The organism is Micromonospora sp. URMC 105, from assembly GCF_051386295.1.
Lineage (GTDB): Bacteria > Actinomycetota > Actinomycetes > Mycobacteriales > Micromonosporaceae > Micromonospora.
In genome coordinates this window covers 1-15,649 of record NZ_JBPQTL010000117.1, presented here as the reverse complement: position 1 = coordinate 15,649, position 15,649 = coordinate 1, and the positions used below count along the sequence as shown (strand labels likewise).

The 15,649-nt window shown below is 71.7% G+C and carries 15 protein-coding genes and 2 tRNA genes; 6 read left to right on the top strand and 11 right to left on the bottom strand.

Features of this window, described 5'->3' with window-relative positions:
• Window positions 1–57: 57 nt before the first annotated feature.
• Window positions 58–1,176: a globin domain-containing protein gene (locus ACSNN7_RS25875; protein WP_436683543.1), complete on the bottom strand. Its 1,119-nt coding sequence runs from the start codon at window positions 1,174–1,176 to the stop codon at window positions 58–60.
• Between the two features lie 123 nt (window positions 1,177–1,299).
• Here ACSNN7_RS25875 and ACSNN7_RS25870 point away from each other — a divergent pair, with 123 nt between their 5' ends.
• Entirely contained in the window at window positions 1,300–2,073 is a 774-nt protein-coding gene (locus ACSNN7_RS25870; RefSeq protein ID WP_436683542.1) for a CPBP family intramembrane glutamic endopeptidase, read from the top strand.
• Here ACSNN7_RS25870 and ACSNN7_RS25865 read toward each other — a convergent pair.
• Window positions 2,060–3,025: a hypothetical protein gene (locus ACSNN7_RS25865; protein WP_436683541.1), complete on the bottom strand. Its 966-nt coding sequence runs from the start codon at window positions 3,023–3,025 to the stop codon at window positions 2,060–2,062. The two genes, ACSNN7_RS25870 and ACSNN7_RS25865, sit on opposite strands and share 14 nt — an antisense overlap.
• Window positions 3,026–3,140: 115 nt before the next feature.
• On the opposite strand from ACSNN7_RS25865, the gene ACSNN7_RS25860 reads away from it, so the two are divergent.
• The 3 genes from ACSNN7_RS25860 to ACSNN7_RS25850 all read left to right on the top strand — a co-directional run bounded on the left by ACSNN7_RS25860 (window position 3,141) and on the right by ACSNN7_RS25850 (window position 4,034).
• Complete coding sequence (locus ACSNN7_RS25860) at window positions 3,141–3,761, top strand: hypothetical protein (protein WP_436683540.1); 621 nt, start codon at window positions 3,141–3,143, stop codon at window positions 3,759–3,761.
• Window positions 3,762–3,834: 73 nt separating this feature from the next.
• Window positions 3,835–3,925 (top strand) — tRNA-Ser (locus tag ACSNN7_RS25855).
• 36 nt (window positions 3,926–3,961) lie between these two features.
• Window positions 3,962–4,034, top strand: a tRNA-Arg gene (locus tag ACSNN7_RS25850).
• 357 nt (window positions 4,035–4,391) lie between these two features.
• Here ACSNN7_RS25850 and ACSNN7_RS25845 read toward each other — a convergent pair.
• The 3 genes from ACSNN7_RS25845 to ACSNN7_RS25835 all read right to left on the bottom strand — a co-directional run bounded on the left by ACSNN7_RS25845 (window position 4,392) and on the right by ACSNN7_RS25835 (window position 6,972).
• The gene (locus ACSNN7_RS25845; protein ID WP_436683539.1) at window positions 4,392–5,546 is read right to left on the bottom strand and encodes a hypothetical protein; all 1,155 of its coding nucleotides are present in this window, start codon (window positions 5,544–5,546) and stop codon (window positions 4,392–4,394) included.
• A gap of 402 nt (window positions 5,547–5,948) precedes the next feature.
• A complete protein-coding gene (locus ACSNN7_RS25840) occupies window positions 5,949–6,353 on the bottom strand; it encodes a hypothetical protein (protein WP_436683538.1) in 405 nt (134 codons plus the stop codon).
• A gap of 166 nt (window positions 6,354–6,519) precedes the next feature.
• Window positions 6,520–6,972, bottom strand: coding sequence for a hypothetical protein (locus ACSNN7_RS25835; protein ID WP_436683537.1), 453 nt, complete (start codon window positions 6,970–6,972; stop codon window positions 6,520–6,522).
• 929 nt (window positions 6,973–7,901) lie between these two features.
• Between ACSNN7_RS25835 and ACSNN7_RS25830 the strand changes: the two genes are divergently transcribed.
• Window positions 7,902–9,077, top strand: coding sequence for a zinc-dependent alcohol dehydrogenase (locus ACSNN7_RS25830; protein ID WP_436683536.1), 1,176 nt, complete (start codon window positions 7,902–7,904; stop codon window positions 9,075–9,077).
• Between the two features lie 75 nt (window positions 9,078–9,152).
• Here ACSNN7_RS25830 and ACSNN7_RS25825 read toward each other — a convergent pair whose 3' ends face one another.
• From ACSNN7_RS25825 to ACSNN7_RS25805, 5 genes are all read right to left on the bottom strand, one after another.
• Complete coding sequence (locus ACSNN7_RS25825; RefSeq protein WP_436683535.1) at window positions 9,153–9,581, bottom strand: protealysin inhibitor emfourin; 429 nt, start codon at window positions 9,579–9,581, stop codon at window positions 9,153–9,155.
• A gap of 273 nt (window positions 9,582–9,854) precedes the next feature.
• Window positions 9,855–11,573, bottom strand: a complete 1,719-nt coding sequence (gene argS / locus ACSNN7_RS25820; RefSeq protein ID WP_436683534.1) for an arginine--tRNA ligase — start codon at window positions 11,571–11,573, stop codon at window positions 9,855–9,857.
• Between the two features lie 279 nt (window positions 11,574–11,852).
• The gene (gene trpS / locus ACSNN7_RS25815) at window positions 11,853–12,908 is read right to left on the bottom strand and encodes a tryptophan--tRNA ligase (protein ID WP_436683533.1); all 1,056 of its coding nucleotides are present in this window, start codon (window positions 12,906–12,908) and stop codon (window positions 11,853–11,855) included.
• Between the two features lie 92 nt (window positions 12,909–13,000).
• On the bottom strand, window positions 13,001–13,168 hold the full coding sequence (locus tag ACSNN7_RS25810) for a hypothetical protein (protein WP_436683532.1): 168 nt from the start codon (window positions 13,166–13,168) through the stop codon (window positions 13,001–13,003).
• A 49-nt stretch (window positions 13,169–13,217) separates the two neighbouring features.
• Entirely contained in the window at window positions 13,218–13,655 is a 438-nt protein-coding gene (locus tag ACSNN7_RS25805; RefSeq protein ID WP_436683531.1) for a PRC-barrel domain-containing protein, read from the bottom strand.
• Window positions 13,656–13,823: 168 nt separating this feature from the next.
• Here ACSNN7_RS25805 and ACSNN7_RS25800 point away from each other — a divergent pair, with 168 nt between their 5' ends.
• Window positions 13,824–14,075: an SCO4848 family membrane protein gene (locus ACSNN7_RS25800; RefSeq protein WP_436683530.1), complete on the top strand. Its 252-nt coding sequence runs from the start codon at window positions 13,824–13,826 to the stop codon at window positions 14,073–14,075.
• Between the two features lie 38 nt (window positions 14,076–14,113).
• On the opposite strand, the gene ACSNN7_RS25795 is transcribed toward ACSNN7_RS25800, so the two are convergent.
• Window positions 14,114–14,974, bottom strand: coding sequence for an NmrA family NAD(P)-binding protein (locus ACSNN7_RS25795; RefSeq protein ID WP_436683529.1), 861 nt, complete (start codon window positions 14,972–14,974; stop codon window positions 14,114–14,116).
• Between the last annotated feature and the right edge of the window lie 675 nt (window positions 14,975–15,649).

Sequence of the window (15,649 nt, the reverse complement as noted above, 5' to 3'; positions counted from 1 at the left end):
CGCGTGCCCCAGGGGGCAGGGGCACGCGACCCGGTTTTTTCGGGGGGAGGAAAGCCGTTACAGGTTGCCGAAGGTGTCGTACCGGATGTGCGGCGGCGGCACCTCGTCCTCGGCCAGCGCCCGCAGGGTGGCCCGGACCATGGGGGCCGAACCCGAGACGTAGCAGTCGTGCGTCGTCCAGGGGCCGTACCGGCTGATCACCTCGGCGATGTCCCCGTGCTCACCGTCGAAGTCCGGGTCGTCGGTGCACGCCGGGGTCACCGACAACCACGGGTGTGCGGCCACCAGCTCCTCCAGGCCCGCCAGGCCGTACAGGTCGTCGGAGTGCCGGGCGCCGTAGAAGACGTGCACCCAGCGGGTCCGGTTCCAGCCGGTCAGCTCCTCGACCAGGGCCTTCACCGGGGCCAGGCCGACCCCGCCGGCCACGCAGAGGATGTCCCGGGTCGACTCCCGGTCCAGCGTCATCGAGCCCATCGGCGCGGCCACCCGGAGCAGGTCGCCCGGCTTGGTCCGGCGGACCAGCGCGCCGGACAACCAGCCCGCCCCGGCCGGCGTACGGATGTGGAACTCCAGCACGTTGTCGTCGTTGGGGGCGTTCGCCACCGAGTACGTCCGCCAGACCCGGGGCAGGTACCGGGGCGCCTCGATGCTGACGTACTGGCCGGCCTTCCAGACCAGTGGATGCTGGAGCGCGCGCACGGTCAGCACCGCCGTGTCCGGCCCGTGCCGCTCGTGGGTCAGCACCTCGGCGTGCCAGAACGGCGGGTTGTCGTCGGCCGCCGCGCCGGCCTGCATCTTCTCGCTGATCGCCGCGTACGCGTCCCGCCAGGCCTGGTCGTACTCCAGGTTCCAGCCGTCGCCGGCGGTGCTGCGCAGCGCGTCCAGCAGCGCGACGCCCATCGTCTCGTAGTGCTCGGCGGCCGCGTGGTACTTGCGGTGGTCGCGGCCGAGCGAGCGCAGGTACTCGTCGAAGCTCTCCGGGTCGTCCACCACCTGGGTGGCGGTGACGATGGCTTCCACGAGCCGGTCCCGCTGGGCGGCCATCTGCACCGGGAAGAGCTTGCGCAGGTCCGGGTCGAGGAGGAAAAGCCGGGCGTAGAAGTGGCCTATCAGCCGATCCCGGTCCTCCTCGACCAGGGTCCAGCTCTCCTTCAGCAGCCGTGCGAAGTTGTCCACGGGCGGCGCTCCTCCTCCTGACGGCGGATCGGGCTCGCATAGAATGTCCACGGAGCGTGCCCACCGGTCGCACAGGCTGTGCGACCGTTCCCGTCGCCCCCGACGGTGCGGCAGAGTGGTGCGGTGACCGTCGACGAGCTCACCCGCCCGGTGACCCGCCGGGTTCTCAGCACAGAGACCCTGCTGGTGCTCGGTCTCTCGCTCGGCCAGTCGGCCGTGTACGCGCTGGTGTCGATCACCGCGAAGCTGACCGCCGACGGGCCGCTGTCGAAGCAGACCGCCGCGCTCAACACCTCGCAGTCGGCCCGGCCGTGGCTGGACCTGACGTACCAGCTCCTCGGCATCGTCTTCGCGCTGCTGCCGGTGCTGCTCGCCGTACACCTGCTGGCGCGGGACCCCGGCGACCCGGCGCGGACGCTCGGGGTGGACCTGCGCCGACCCGGCTCCGACCTGGCCTGGGGTGCGGGCCTGGCGGCGCTGATCGGCCTGCCCGGCCTGGCGCTGTTCTGGGCGGCAGCGCAGCTCGGGATCAACGCCACCCTGGTCCCCGCCGGCCTGCCCGACCTGTGGTGGGCGGTGCCGGTGCTGATCCTCGCCGCCTCGCAGAACGCCGTGCTGGAGGAGGTGATCGTGGTCGGCTACCTGGTCACCCGGCTGCGCCAGCTCCAGTGGCGGCTCGCCGCGATCGTCGCGGCCAGCGCGCTACTACGCGGCTCCTACCACCTCTACCAGGGCTTCGGCGCGTTCGTCGGCAACGCGATCATGGGCGTGGTGTTCAGCCTCTTCTACCTGCGCACCCGGCGGGTGATGCCGCTGATCGTGGCGCACACCCTGCTCGACGTGGTCGCCTTCGTCGGCTACGCGTCGTTGCCCGAGGAGTGGTTCAGCTGGCTCTGACCGGCCGGTAGGCGGCCACCGCGCGCGCCGCCAACCGCTCGGCGGCCGCCGCGTCGCCGGCCGCCGCGGCCAGCACCGCCGCCCCCGGCAGCAGCCGGGACGCCAGCCGCAGCGCTGCCCAACCACCCGCCTGGGCGGCCAGCGGCGCCGCCAACCGCCAGGCGGCCTCCGCCGCGCGCGGCCACGGCCGGTCCCCCGGCCCGTCCGCCGCCCGCGCCGCCGCCAGTGCGGTACGCGCGCTCGCCGGGTCCGGGTGCACCTGCGTCAGCACCAGCAGCTCCACCGCCCGCTCCGGGTCCAGCGGGTCCCGCTCGTACGCCGCCGCCACGTGCAGCACCAGGCCGGCCTGGCTCCACAGCACCGCCGCCAGCTCCGCCACCGGCGCGAACAACCCGGCCACCGCCGCCGCCGCGCCACCGGCGCCGGCCATCCGCACGAACCGCCGGCCGGCCAGCCGGGCCAGCCCGTCCGGCCCGGCATCCGGGTACGCCGCCCGCAGGCGCTGCGCCCAGTCGCGGGCGCGCGGCCCGATCCCCTCGACGGCGGCCAGGGCGAGCAGTTCCGGCGCGAAGCCCGGGTGCGCCACCAGCCGGCTCCGCAGCTCCGCCAGGCCCAGTTCCCGGGTACGCCCCGACGCGGGTGCGGCCGTGCTCACCTCGCGTGGCTGTTGCTCTGGGGCGAGGGTCGGCTGGATGGTGATTCCGGCGGCGGGTGCGTCCAGCGCGGCGCTGCTAGGCTCGGCCGGGGCCTTCCGGGGAGCTGCCTTCTTCGGCGTGCTCTTCTTCGGCTCGGTGGCCTTGCTTCCGGTGACCTTGCCCGGGGTGGCCTTGCTCGCGGTGGCCTTGCTGTCGGTGACCTTGCCCGGGGTGGCCTTCTTCGTGGGCTTGCGCGTCGGCGGTGTCCCGGGGGTGTCCGGTGCTGCCGTGGTCGGGGTTGCCGTGCCGGAACTCACCGGGCCGGTCGGCTCGGCCGTGCCCGGTGCGGCAGGGGCGGGGATGTGCGCTGGATCAGCCTTTTCGGCGGCCTTCCGGGAACGGGCGACGCGCTGACCGTCGGCTCGGGTTCCCGTGGTCGTCCCGGTGGCGGCGGCCGGTGCGCTTTCCGTTGCGGGGTTGGGCTCGGGCGTCGGGGGCGCGGTGCCATCGCTCGCTCCGCTCGTCGACCGGGCGGTCTGCCGCGTCTTGGGCGCACTCCGCTTGCGGGTGCTGCCTCCCGCCGGTGTGTCCCGGGTCACTGTCGTCGCCTCGTCGGTGGGGCGGGTGTCTTCCTCTCGGCCCGTCCGTGGGCCGGCCTTCCCGGCCGCACCGGTTTCGGTCGGGCTGGTCTCGGGCGCGCCGGTCTCGCTGGCGCTGGTCTCGCTGGCGCTGGTCTCGGGCGGGGTGGCGGCTCCGGCCGCCTTCCTGGTGGCTCCCGCCTGCCGGGGCAGCGGCTGCTCGGGATCGGGCGGCTGGAACAAGACCGGTGCCGCCTTCGCCGGGCGGCGCTTCGCCGACGGGGAACCCGTACCGTCGGGTCGGCCGGCACCGGCCGCCTTGGCCGAGGTGGGAGGCGGGGTGAAGGTGGCCTTCGGAGAGCGGCGGCGGACCCCCGCGGAGGGCTCGCGGCGGGGCGGATCGCTCGGCGTCTGCTCCTGCATGTCGATGGAGCGTAGTCGCGAACGTGACGGCGCACACGGTGAAAACACCTGACCCTGGTAGTCGCTTTGCCGTCGGTGGGGGCGGACCTGTATCCTCGGGCGCGGTGGTCTGCAGGGGCCACCAGGGAGACTTCGCCTAGTCTGGTCTATGGCGCCGCACTGCTAATGCGGTTGGGGTTTTAAAGCCCCTCCCGGGTTCGAATCCCGGAGTCTCCGCGCGAAAGCCGGTTGTGTAGACTGGCCAAGCACCGAGCGCCCGTAGCTCAACGGATAGAGCATCTGACTACGGATCAGAAGGTTAGGGGTTCGAGTCCCTTCGGGCGCACAGAGCAAGGGGAAGCCCCCGACCAGCCGGAACGGCAGGGTCGGGGGCTCTTTCGTGTCCGCCGAAATCAGGCTTCGAGCGGCCGTGGGAGCCAGGGCTGGGAGCCACCAGTTCCCTCACTTCCCGCTCACCAGGGGGCATGAGCGGTCAGGGTAGGTGCCTCCTCCACCTGGCCCACCAGGCCCTTGTCTGGCGCGATCTTCGACCTTCCGAACTGAAGCTCTGGCGCTCGGCGTCAAAGGAAAGCCGAGTTTGATAGGTAGCTGCTCGCTGAGCCCTACAGCCCATGACGAGATCGGGCGGCCCGGCCACGAAGGCCGGACCGCCCGGGTGTTGCCAGCATGACGCCGAGGAGTGTCAGCAGGACTCAATCCAGCGTGACCTCACGCCCGCGTCCAGCGTCACCTCATCACCCGTAGCTACGGTGACCCAGTCGGTGTGGCCGTAGTTGGCGCCACCGGTCTCGTTCCAGTAGTAGATCAAATCCGAATCGACCGAGTCGATGAAGTCGTGCGGGTCGTGCACGTGAAACTGCACGCGGTAGGTGCCCGAGCGGACGTACGCGGTGAAGGTGCCGTCGGGGTTGATGGTGGTCAGCCCGCCGGAGCCGGACTGGCCGGGCGCCGTCACCACGTCGATGCGGGAGATCCCGCCGGAGCCGACCGGGGCGCCCACCTCGCACCCGTCCCATACGCGGTTGTTGTTGCCGTCCACCCAGACGGTGCCGCGGACGATCGCCCCCTGCTCGACCGTGACGGTGTGCCGCGCCGTGTTGTTCTCCAAGGTCGTCTCCGGCGCGGTCGTCGCCGCGGTCGCCTCCACCGTCACGACGTCGCCGGCCGTGGTGGCGGTGAGGATCCCGCCGTAGTACAGCTGCTCGCTCGTCTCGCCCGGCTGCAGCGGGCGGTGCAGGCACCGCCAGCCGGTCTGGCCGTCGGCCACACCGTCGCCGAATGCGCAGTCCCACCCCTCGCTCGATGTCTCCGAGCCCTGCATCCCGGCCGGTACCGGGATGGTGACGGTCACCTCGCCCGAGGGCGAGTTCCCGGTGTTCCGGACCGACGCGGAAAGATTCACATGCTCATTCGGAAGCAGCTGCTGGCTGGTGGCGGCGGGCACGAACTCGAGATCCATGGTGCTGGGGATGTAGCGCACGCTTGCCTGGTCGGTGTTGTTGGCGAGCGACGAGTCAGCACCGGCCGAGACTGTGGCGCTGACGGTCAGCGTGTCGCCAGCGGTACCGGCCGGGAGCCCGAACGGGATGTTCAGCGCGTCGGCGACCTCCCCGGCGGCCAGCGGGGCGTGGCTGCAGGTCGCGGTGCCCAGAAGGTCACAGTGCCAGCTCGGGGGGACCACGAACCCGTCGGTGAAGAACCAGGCGCCGGCCGGCAGCGTGAACGCCACGGTCACGTCCCGGCTAGCCTTCGTGCCGGAGTTGCGCAGGTCGAGAGTGAGGGTCGATGAGCCGCCGCTGGCTGGCACTTCGACGGGGTCAACGGAGGTGGTGACCACGAGATCGGCCCGGGCGGGGGCGGCGCCGGCCGGGGCGGCGGGCAGCAGGCCGGCGCCGAGCGCGGCCAGCGCGCCGACCGCGAGGCCATTACGGAGTAGGTGCTGGCGAGTGGAGGGGGGTTTGACAGACATCAGTTCCTCGCGTTGGAGGGAAAGACCTGGCCGGCGGCCCGATCCTCGGGATCTTGGGTGTCCCTCTGATGGAGCGCCAAGATCGTAATCGCCGTCACGTCGACGCCGGGTCGGCTATCGCATAGCGATTGGCTCACCTGACAGTTCGCCACGACGGCAGCGAATGGAGGCCGGAAGGGGCCGAACTCATCGAGTTGCTGAGCAGCGCGAGGACCAGGGCGAAGCAGACGGCCATTTGGGGAGCGCGTCGAACAGGCGTAGGTCTCTTGGTCAGTCCAGGTAGTAGTTGGCTCTCCAGCGGGCTTCCTCGGCCACTGAGAAATTGTCGAAGTCGCCAGCGGCTTCGCAGTCCAGCAGGTAGCGGAGTGCTTCTGCCGCGTCCTCGGAGCCGTCGGCCTCCAGATGCGCCTTGGTGGCGTCCAGTCCTGCTCCGCAGAGCAGTTGGACATCGATCGAGCAGTGGGCATCCCAGCTCGATTCCTTGGCCTGCCAGATGACGAGCACGTCGCTCAGTTGGCCGGCGTTGAACAGCTGTAGGCAGCACAGCTTCATGAGCTCTGTGTCCTGGTCATGCTGTTCAAGGTCTGCTTGGGATTGGAGTATCTCGCGGATGTGAGGCAGGTCGGCGGAGGACGGCTGTAGGCCGTAGCGGCGAAGGCTTTCGTCTTCGTTCACGGGCTTCCCTTCGCTGGACTCGGCCCCGTTCCTGGCGCGCCTTCGGCCTTCTTGTAGCTGGGGCGCGCCGACTCGCAGTACGGGAAGAAGCCGTGCGGCACGAGCTGCGAGCAGCGCTTCACGAAGCCGGCCGCGGTCACGGCCTGTCCGCTGCTAGCGTCCGTCGTCACGAGGTCGCCGGGGCGTGGCCCCGACGGCCTGCTCCCGGAAGCACACCGGGCGGGATGATGCCGAACCAGGCTCCGGCGGCGACCATCGAGGCGAGGACGTACGCCAACCACCACCCGAGCAGCGCCCACACACCCTGGGCGACGGCGCCGCCCAGGCAGGGCATGACGAGCAGGAAAAGAAGGTAGGCCAGGCGGCCGTGCGAGAGGCTGTTCTCCTTCGGCAGCCTCCGGGCCTTGCGGAACGGAATGAGTCTGACTCCGTAGGGACGACGGCGCAGCGTGAAACTCGCCGGCCAGAGCCGCCCGTACCCGGCCACGTCGACCACGCTCACGCCGGACCCGTGCCGGACCGTGGCCTGGCGCGGCCTGGTCAGCTCACGCAACCACGGTTCCCAGACGACGCGTTGGTGCAGGACACCGCCGTCCCGGCCGCTCACCGTCAGCCACACGGCGTATCCCTGGGGACTGGCGTCGATCCCGCCGGCGGCGCTCACGCCGTGCGCCCCAGCGGTGACCCGCCCCGCACTTCCTGGCTGTGGCGACTGCGCCAGATGCGCGGTCACCATGACGCGCCTCGCGGGAGCACGAGCGGCACCCCACCACTGCACCAGGCGGACGAGCAGGACAGCACCAGAAGGGCTCCCGGAGTCAGCGCCACGAGGATGACGGCCTCTCCGTGCTCGACCCGCGGGTCGGTACTCAGCCGGTACCCGAGCGCGATGAGGGCGGCCAACGCGACGACGCTGCCGATCACGACCATCGGCGCGCGAGCACGCCGATTTGCCGAGGACGCTGCACTTCCGCTGCTGGCCATCGCGTCGTCCTCCCCGTTCGCCCCCCGGCGTCGCCGCGACGTTAACAACGCCGAGCAAGGCTCACATCGCGCGTCCGTTCCAGATCTTCACCGCGTCGTACAGCGGTGGCAGGCTCTCGTGCAGTGCGGTCGCGGAAGCTGACAGTTGACTCGCGCCTGTTTCCTGGCGCGCGGAACGGTTCGCATCTAGTTCGCGCGCGCCGGGGGCGCCCTCTCCCGCGATGCCGAGGGGCTGGTCTGAGCATCACTCGCTCTCGAGATGCGTGGCGTGCAAGTGGCCGGATCGTCTGTGCGCAAGATGCCCGGTATGTAGGGTTTGCACCGGGCAAGGCTCTAACCTGCGTCGCGACCGCGGGTGCCGGCCGACGGACGCGAGCGCCGTCGGCGATCGGCAGCCGCCAAGGCGGGCCAGCCGCGCCGACACGCAATCCAGGCGATCCGCGCCGCGCTGCGGCAGCCGAACCAGCTCACGACGACCGGCGAGGTGCTGCACCCCGACCAACTCACCCCCACCGGGTCGACGGCGGTCGACACAGACGCGGCAGGGCTGCCGGGAGGGGGACCGTGAAGGCGCTGGTGTGGCGGGGCGTCGACGAGCTGGCGGTGATCCAGGTGCCGGACCCGCAGCTGCGCAACGAGCAGGACATGATCGTCAAGGTCCGCCGAACCGTCACCTGCGGCTCGGACCTGCACCTGCTGGACGGGCGCATCCCGTTCATGGCGCGCGGCGACGTGCTGGGCCACGAGTTCCTCGGCGAGGTGATCGAGGTCGGCCCGCAGGTGCGCAGGCACCGGGTGGGCGACCGGGTGGTGGTCTGCTCGTTCGTGTCCTGCGGTCGCTGCTGGTACTGCCGGCAGCAGCAGTTCTCACTCTGCGACAACGGCAACGCCAGCCCGGCGGTCACCGAGGCGGCGTGGGGCTTCGCACCGGGCGGCTGTTACGGCCACCCCCACGCGCTCGGCGGCTTCCCGGGCAGCCACGCCGAGTACGTCCGCGTCCCCTACGCCGACCAGGGCGCCTTCGCCGTCCCGGACGAGGTCGGCGACGAACGGGCCGTGTTCGCCTCCGACGCCGCCCCGACCGGGTGGATGGGCGCTCACCTGGGTGGCGTGCGGCCCGGCGACGTGGTCGCCGTGTGGGGCGCGGGCGCAGTGGGGCAGTTGGCCGCTCGGGCGGCGGTGCTGCTCGGCGCCGAGCGGGTCATCCTCATCGACCGCCTCGACGACCGCCTGACTATGGCCGAGACCCACGTGGGTGTGGAGACGCTCAACTACGACACCCAGGACGTTCGGGGCGAACTGCGGGAACGCAGCGGCGGCCGGGGGCCGGACGTGTGCATCGAGGCGGTCGGGATGGCGGCGCAGCGCATCGGCCCGCAGTACTGGTACGACCGGCTCAGACAGCGGCTGCGCTCGGAGCCGGACCGCCCGGTCGCGGCCCGGGAGGCGGTCCACCACTGCCGCAAGGGCGGCAGCGTGTTCCTTCTCGGGATGTTCGCCGGCCTCGTGGACGAGTTCCCGCTCGGCGCCGTGATGAACAAGGGCCTCACCCTGCGCGGCGCACAGCAGCACGGGCACCGCTACATCCCGATGCTCCTGCAACGCATGGCGCGCGGCGAGCTGGTCACCGAACACCTCGCCACCCACACGATGCCGCTCGACGAGGCCCCACGCGGCTACGACATGTTCAAGAACAGAACCGACGGCTGCGTACGCGCCGTCTTCCGGCCCGCAGGGTGAGCCGGAGGCTCGCTCCGATGAGCGGGTGACGCCGACCGGCCCGCGTGCCAGGGGCCGGTCGGCGCAGCGCCGGAGTCAGCTGATCGGCGCGAGGTCCCGACTGATCTGCATGGTCATGTCGATCACCTGCCAGAGCACTTCGGGGGCGTCCGCGCCGTCCTCGGTGGACACCTTCTTCGTGACTCCGTTGCGGTAGGTCACGGTGACCGTGTAGTGGAAGCGGTCGGCGCCGTTCCCCGCCGGGTACGCCGGGCAGAGGCGACGGAATTCGCGGGTCCCGGCAGTAGCCAGCAAATTCGCGGTGTAGACGTGCACCGTGCCGGTGGAAACGTCGTACCGTTCGTTCACCCCGGCGAATCCGCCGGTGCGGGTGACGGTCACCTGGTGGGCGTCGTTCCAGCCGGCCCGGGCCGGTGCGGCGGCCGCGAGCGTCGCGGCGGAAACCCCGGTGAGCAGCACGAACGCCGTGACGAGCCGACCGATGGTGCGGAGCATGGCAGGCATGACGGAACCCCTTTCCTTGTGGGAATGGCGGAACGCGCGACGGATCCGGGGCCGGGGGTGCCGACGCCGGGATCGAGCCCCCGATTCTTTGGCGGGGGCTCGTCGGCGTTCCTTGTCGCTCCATTCCTACATCGGCCGGCACACCCGATCCATGGGCCGTAAGTCCATGAAGGACAGGGCGCGCGGTGCAATTTGTTGCGATTGTTGCCGTGCCTTTGCACGATTAATCAGACGTTGGTGAGAAACGATTAAGGTGCGCTGGTTTCACCCGCGTCACATCCGCTCGACGGTCCGGATGCCGAGCAGGTGCAGCCCCTGCCGCAGGGTCCGGGCGGTGAGGTCGGCGAGCACCAGGCGGCTCTCCCGCAGTTCACCCGAGGCCCGCAGCACCGGGCAGCGCTCGTAGAACGCGCTGAAGGTGCTGGCCAGCCGGTGCAGGTAGCCGGCGAGGTGGTGGAACTCCAGGGTCCGCTCCACCTCGGCGACCACCCCGGCGAAGCCGAGCAGTTCGAACGCCAGCGCCCGCTCCGCCGGTTCGGCGAGCAGGATCTCCGCCTCCGGCCGCGCGTCCGTCCCGGCCCGCCGGAACACCGATCGGATCCGCGAGTAGGCGTACTGGAGGTAGGGCGCGGTGTTGCCGTCCAGGGAGAGCATCCGCTCCCAGTCCAGCACGTAGTCGCGGCCGCGGTCGGTGGCCAGGTCGGCGTACTTGATCGCGCCGATGCCGACGGCCCGGCCGATCTCGGCGGCGGACTCGGCGTCCAGCTCGGGGTTCTTGGCCCGGGCCAGCTCGGTGGCCCGGGCGACGGCCTCCTCCAGCAGCCCGACCAGCTTCACGGAGCCGCCGGCCCGGCTGCGCAGCATCCGCCCGTCGGTGCCGAGGATGGAACCGAAGCCGAGGTGCACGGCCCGGGTCGGCGGCCGTAGCCAGCCGGCGGCCTCGGCGGCGGCGAAGACCATGGCGAAGTGCTGCCGCTGCGGCAGGCCGACCACGTAGAGCAGCCGGGTGGCGCCCAGGTCGTCGGTCCGGTGCCGCAGCGCCGCCAGGTCGGTGGCCGGGTAGCCGTAGCCGCCGTCGCCCTTGCGCACGATCAGCGGCAACGGCTCGCCGTCCCGGCCGGTGAACCCGGGCGGGAAGACGCAGTCCGCGCCGTCGCTGGCGCGCAGCAGCCCCAGCCGGTCCAGCTCGTCGACGACCCCGCCCAGCCGGTCGTTGTAGGCGCTCTCGCCCCGGAAGTCGTTCCGAGTGAGCGTCACGTCGAGCAGCGCGTACACGGTGAGGAAGTACCGCTCGGACTGCTCCACCAGCAGCCGCCACAGCCGCCGCGTCCGTTCGTCGCCGCCCTGCAGGGCGACCACCCGCTGCCGCGACCGCTCCTGGAACGTCTGGTCGGCGTCGAACTTCACCCGGGCCGCCTTGTAGAAGGAGTCGAGGTCGCCCATCGACAGCTCCTGTGCCGCCTCCGCCTCGCCCAGGTCGATCAGGTGCTCGATGAGCATCCCGAACGGGGTGCCCCAGTCCCCCAGGTGGTTGACCCGCACCACCCGGTGCCCGAGCCAGTCGAGCAGCCGGACCGCCGCGTCGCCGATCACCGTGGAGCGCAGGTGCCCCACGTGCATCTCCTTGGCGACGTTCGGCGCCGAGTAGTCGACCACCACGGTCTCCGGCGCGGGCGCCGTCGGCACGCCGAGCCGATCGTCGCCGGCCAGCCCGGAGACCAGCGCGGCCAGCGTCCGGTCGGCCACGGTCAGGTTGAGGAAGCCCGGCCCGGAGACCTCCGCGGCGGCGCAGACGTCGTCCAGTTCCGCGTGGTCCAGCACCGCCGCGGCGATGTCGCGCGGCGGCCGTCCCAGCCGCCGGGCCAGCGCCAGGGCCGCGTCGGACTGGAAGTCCGCGCGCGGCGAGCGCCGTACCAGGGGGTCGACCGGGCCGCCGGCCACGGTCGCGAACGCCGGCGCCAGCCGGTCGGTGAGCAGCCTTTCAAGATCCATGGGTACGCCGATCTCGCTCGGATCCGCGCGGTCACGCGGATCTGGACACGGGAGAGTGCGGGCGGACCGAGGACGATCGGCGATGACCGGCGGCTCGATCCGCCGGTCGCAGGGAAGAAGGTCAGCGCGGGCGGGCGACGGATCGCCGGCGTCGCTCCGCACCGACCTGGACGTCGTAGGACGCTCCGGTGGTGTGGGCAGGCGCGCTGGTCATGTCGGGGAGCCTAGCGGGCCGGCCGGCTACGCGTACACCCTGTTGCCGGCCGGCCCGTCGGCCCGTCAGCCAGGGGTGGCGGCCTTGCGGGTGCGTTCGGCCCGGCGCCGCACCTGCTGGTACGCCCCGGTCAGCCCCATCGCCCGACGGACCTCGACCACGGTCCGGCGGACCTGCTCACGGGTCCGCTCGGTGCCGTCCACGATCAGCTGGTCGACCAGGCCGGCGTCGGCCTCGATCCGGGCGCGCCGCTCCCGGATCGGGTCGAGGAACCGGTTCAGCGCCACCGCCAGGGCCTCCTTGACCTCGACGTCACCGACCCGGCCGGCCCGGTAGCGGGACTTGAGCTCCGCCACCGCGGCCCGGTCCGGGTTGAACACGTCGTGGTACGCGAAGACCGGGTTGCCCTCGACGGTGCCCGGCACGTCGGCGCGGACCCGGTTCGGGTCGGTGTACATCGCCAGCACCTTGCGGCGCACGGTGGCCGCGTCGTCGGCGAGCGCGATGGCGTTTCCCCTGCTCTTGCTCATCTTCCCCTGGCCGTCCGTGCCGACCAGCGTGGGCGTGTCCGAGGCGATCATCTGCGGCACCGGGAAGACCTCCCCGTACAGGTGGTTGAAGCGGCGGGCGATCTCGCGGGTCACCTCGACGTGCGCCGCGTTGTCCCTGCCGACCGGCACCACCTGCGCCTTGACGCAGAGGATGTCGGCGGCCTGGAGGACGGGATAGCCGAGAAGCCCGTACGGGATCTCCGTGCGGCCGGCGTCCCGGGCCATCTCCCGCACCGAGGGCACCCGTTCCAGGCGCGGCACGGTGACCAGGTTCTGGAACAGCGTGTTCAGGTCGCCCACCTCGGGGATGGCGGACTGGAGGTAGAAGGTCGCCCGGGCCGGGTCGACCCCGCAGGCCAGGACGTCGGTGACCATCTCCCGGGCGTTGCGGGACACCTGGGCGATGTCCTCGCGGCGGTGGCGGGTGGTCAGCATGTGCAGGTCGGCGATGATGAAGTAGCTCTCGTGCCGCCGGTGCAGCGCCACCCGGTTGGCGATGCTGCCGACGTAGTGACCGAGGTGCAGCCGCCCGGTGGGGCGGTCCCCGGTGAGCATCCGTGGAACGGACATGGTGGTACGCCTTTCGTGCCGAGGATTGACGGACGCGCACACGCGCGCGATCGACCCGGGGCGTGATCGCCGGGGTCGGTGGGGTCTGCTCGTCAGAGCACGAACCGCCATCGCGCGCCGGCGCGGAACCGCAACCCACCGGCACGAAGCACGTCGAGGATCCGCTCCCGGCCGTCGCCGGGGTCGGTCGGAAAGGACGGCACGAGGTCACGCGGGAGACCGTCGACGGCCTCCGGCGCGAGGATGACCGGCCGGACCATGGGTCCACGGTAACCGCACAGGGGCGGGCCGGGGATCCGGCCGGCGTGGTCAGCCGCTGCGGTAGCTCTCCTCGTAGTAGCTGCCCACCTGGTGCCGGTAGTCCGGCTCGCCGAAGGCCTCCGGATCGAAGGCCGGCGACCCCTTGACCTGCTCCCGGGTGCGGTCGACGTGCACCACCCGCGCCAGGTGGTCGACCCGGGCCACGGTGCCCACCGGCAACAGCACCTTGCGACCGAAGATCCACGGTCCGGTGTCCACCACCAGGTACCGGGCGTCGGCGTCGTCGCTCGCCTCGTCGATCGCGCCGATCCGGCCGTCGGTGGCCTCCACCCGGTAGCCCACCAGGTCCACCGGGGTGCCCGGGCCGGGGGCGTCCGGGCCGTCGTGCTCCGGGCGCCGCCGGGACTCCTCGGGCGGGTCCGTCCGGTCGTACCCGCCGGCGAGTGCCGCCGGGTCGCGCCAGCTCCACGGGTTGAACGGCTGCATCGGCACACCTCCGATTCGTCGTCGTCCCCCGAGGAAGTGCCCCACCCGCGCGCCCGGGAAACGGATTCCGCGTCGTCGCGGGCACCCTTCCCCTCTCCGCCTGCCTCCGGGCGGCTGAGCTGCGGGTACCGGTCGAGCGGGCGCCACCCGCTGGCATACTTCCCAGCCATGGTGCTGTCGCGCGGCTGGTCGGTCTTCCTCGTCGCGGTCGGGGTGTGGAGCTGGGTGATCTGGCCCAGGTTCGCGGTCGCCATCTGGAACGACCCCCGCGCCTGGTCGACCGGCACGGTGGGCGACGGCGCTCCGACCGGCTTCCTCTGGGTGCACGCCCTGCTGATCGCCACCTCGCTGGTGATCGGCACCGCCGTCGGGGTGCTCGGCGTACGCGGCTGGCGCGCCGCCCGCCGCCGGGCCGCCTGACCACCCTTTCGCCGATCGTCGTTCCCACCGGCGAGCGGTCAGCTCCGCGGGACGGCGGAGGGCACCCAGGCGGCACGCTCGTCGTGGGCGAACCGGGCGAAGTCGATCGGCGGGCGACCGAGCAGGTCCGGCACGTCGGTGGTGAGTCCGGCCGCCAGCCCCAGCCGGCAGGTCGTGTAGAGCGCCAGGGTCACCATAGTCATCGCTGCCGGCATGCCCTGCCGGCGTGCGCTTCGCCAGTACCGCACCGGCCCCGCCGTGACGTAGCGGATGGGGCGGCCCAGCTCGGCGCTGAGCGTCTCGGCCGCCTCGGCGTAGCTGAGCGCCCGCGACCCGGTGGGCGTGTACGCCCGCCCGGCGTGCCCCTCCTCGGCCAGCGCGAGCGCGGCCACCGCCGCGACGTCCCGTACGTCGACGAAGGCCGTCCGGCCACGTCCCGCCGGGAGCACGATCTCGTCGCGGTCCCGGATGTCGGCCGCGTGCGTAGTGGAGAGGTTCTGCATGAAGAAGGCGGCCCGGACGAACGTCCACTCCAGCCCCGACGCGCGCAGCCACTTCTCCAGCGCGTGGTGCGGGACCACCGGGTTCTTCTCCGCCCCTTGGAGGGAGAGCAGGACCATCCGTCGTACGCCGAGCTGCCGGGCCCGCTCCAGGGCGGGAAGCATGTCGCGTCTGACGTTGCCGATCTGCGGCGGCCGCATCAGGAACATCCGGTCCACGCCGGCGAACGCGGCGTCCCAGGTGCCCGGGTCGGTGAAGGAGAAGGCGACCTTCTCGTCCCACGGCCCGGTCGCCGCCCGGTCCGAGACCGCGGCGCGTACCCGGTGGCCACTGTCGTGCAGCATCCGGGCGACGTGCCGACCGGCCCGGCCGGTCGCTCCGGTCACCAGAACTGTCATGTCCACAGCGTCGCCCCGGAATCCCCGGCTCGCCCAGTGCGTTGCTACCCCCGTCGGCGGGACCTTCGCCCCTCCGGGGAAGCCCCGGTCAGCGGCGGGAAGCGCCAATGACCTGCGGAGATAGGCCGTCGGAGATAGTGTGACGGGGGACGCTACCCCCTGGATTTGACGATCAAACCCACGGACGCGTAACTTTCTCTCTGCCAGCGCGGAACGGACGAAACAGGCGAAAGCCTGAAAGGCCGGAGCGCGGGAATGGTTCGGGGATCGGCCGGGTTGTCATCCGGTACGAGCCTGGACCGGGCTCCTGAAGGCTTGTGAGAGCAGGCCGGCAGGACCGGGCGGTGCCCCGGATTTGCCGCGAGGCGGATTTGGTGAGGCGGAGCCGACCGGGTAAGGTTGACGACCGGCAGGGCACCGGGCGAGCGTGCGGGAAACCGCAGCGGCCGGCCTGCCGAATCCGATGATCAGACGCAGTGGGTGATCGCTGTGCCCGATCGCGGGCACCAACCCGTACGAAGCGTGACACACCGGGACACACCGGTTGACACGGGGAAGACGGTGAGGTAACGTAGTAAAAGTGCCCGGCGCGAGAGCGGCGGTCACGACAGAGCGTAAATGCCCCGGACGGGGGTTCTACGGTGTAGAGCTTTCGGATGGTGTGTGGTTGTTCTT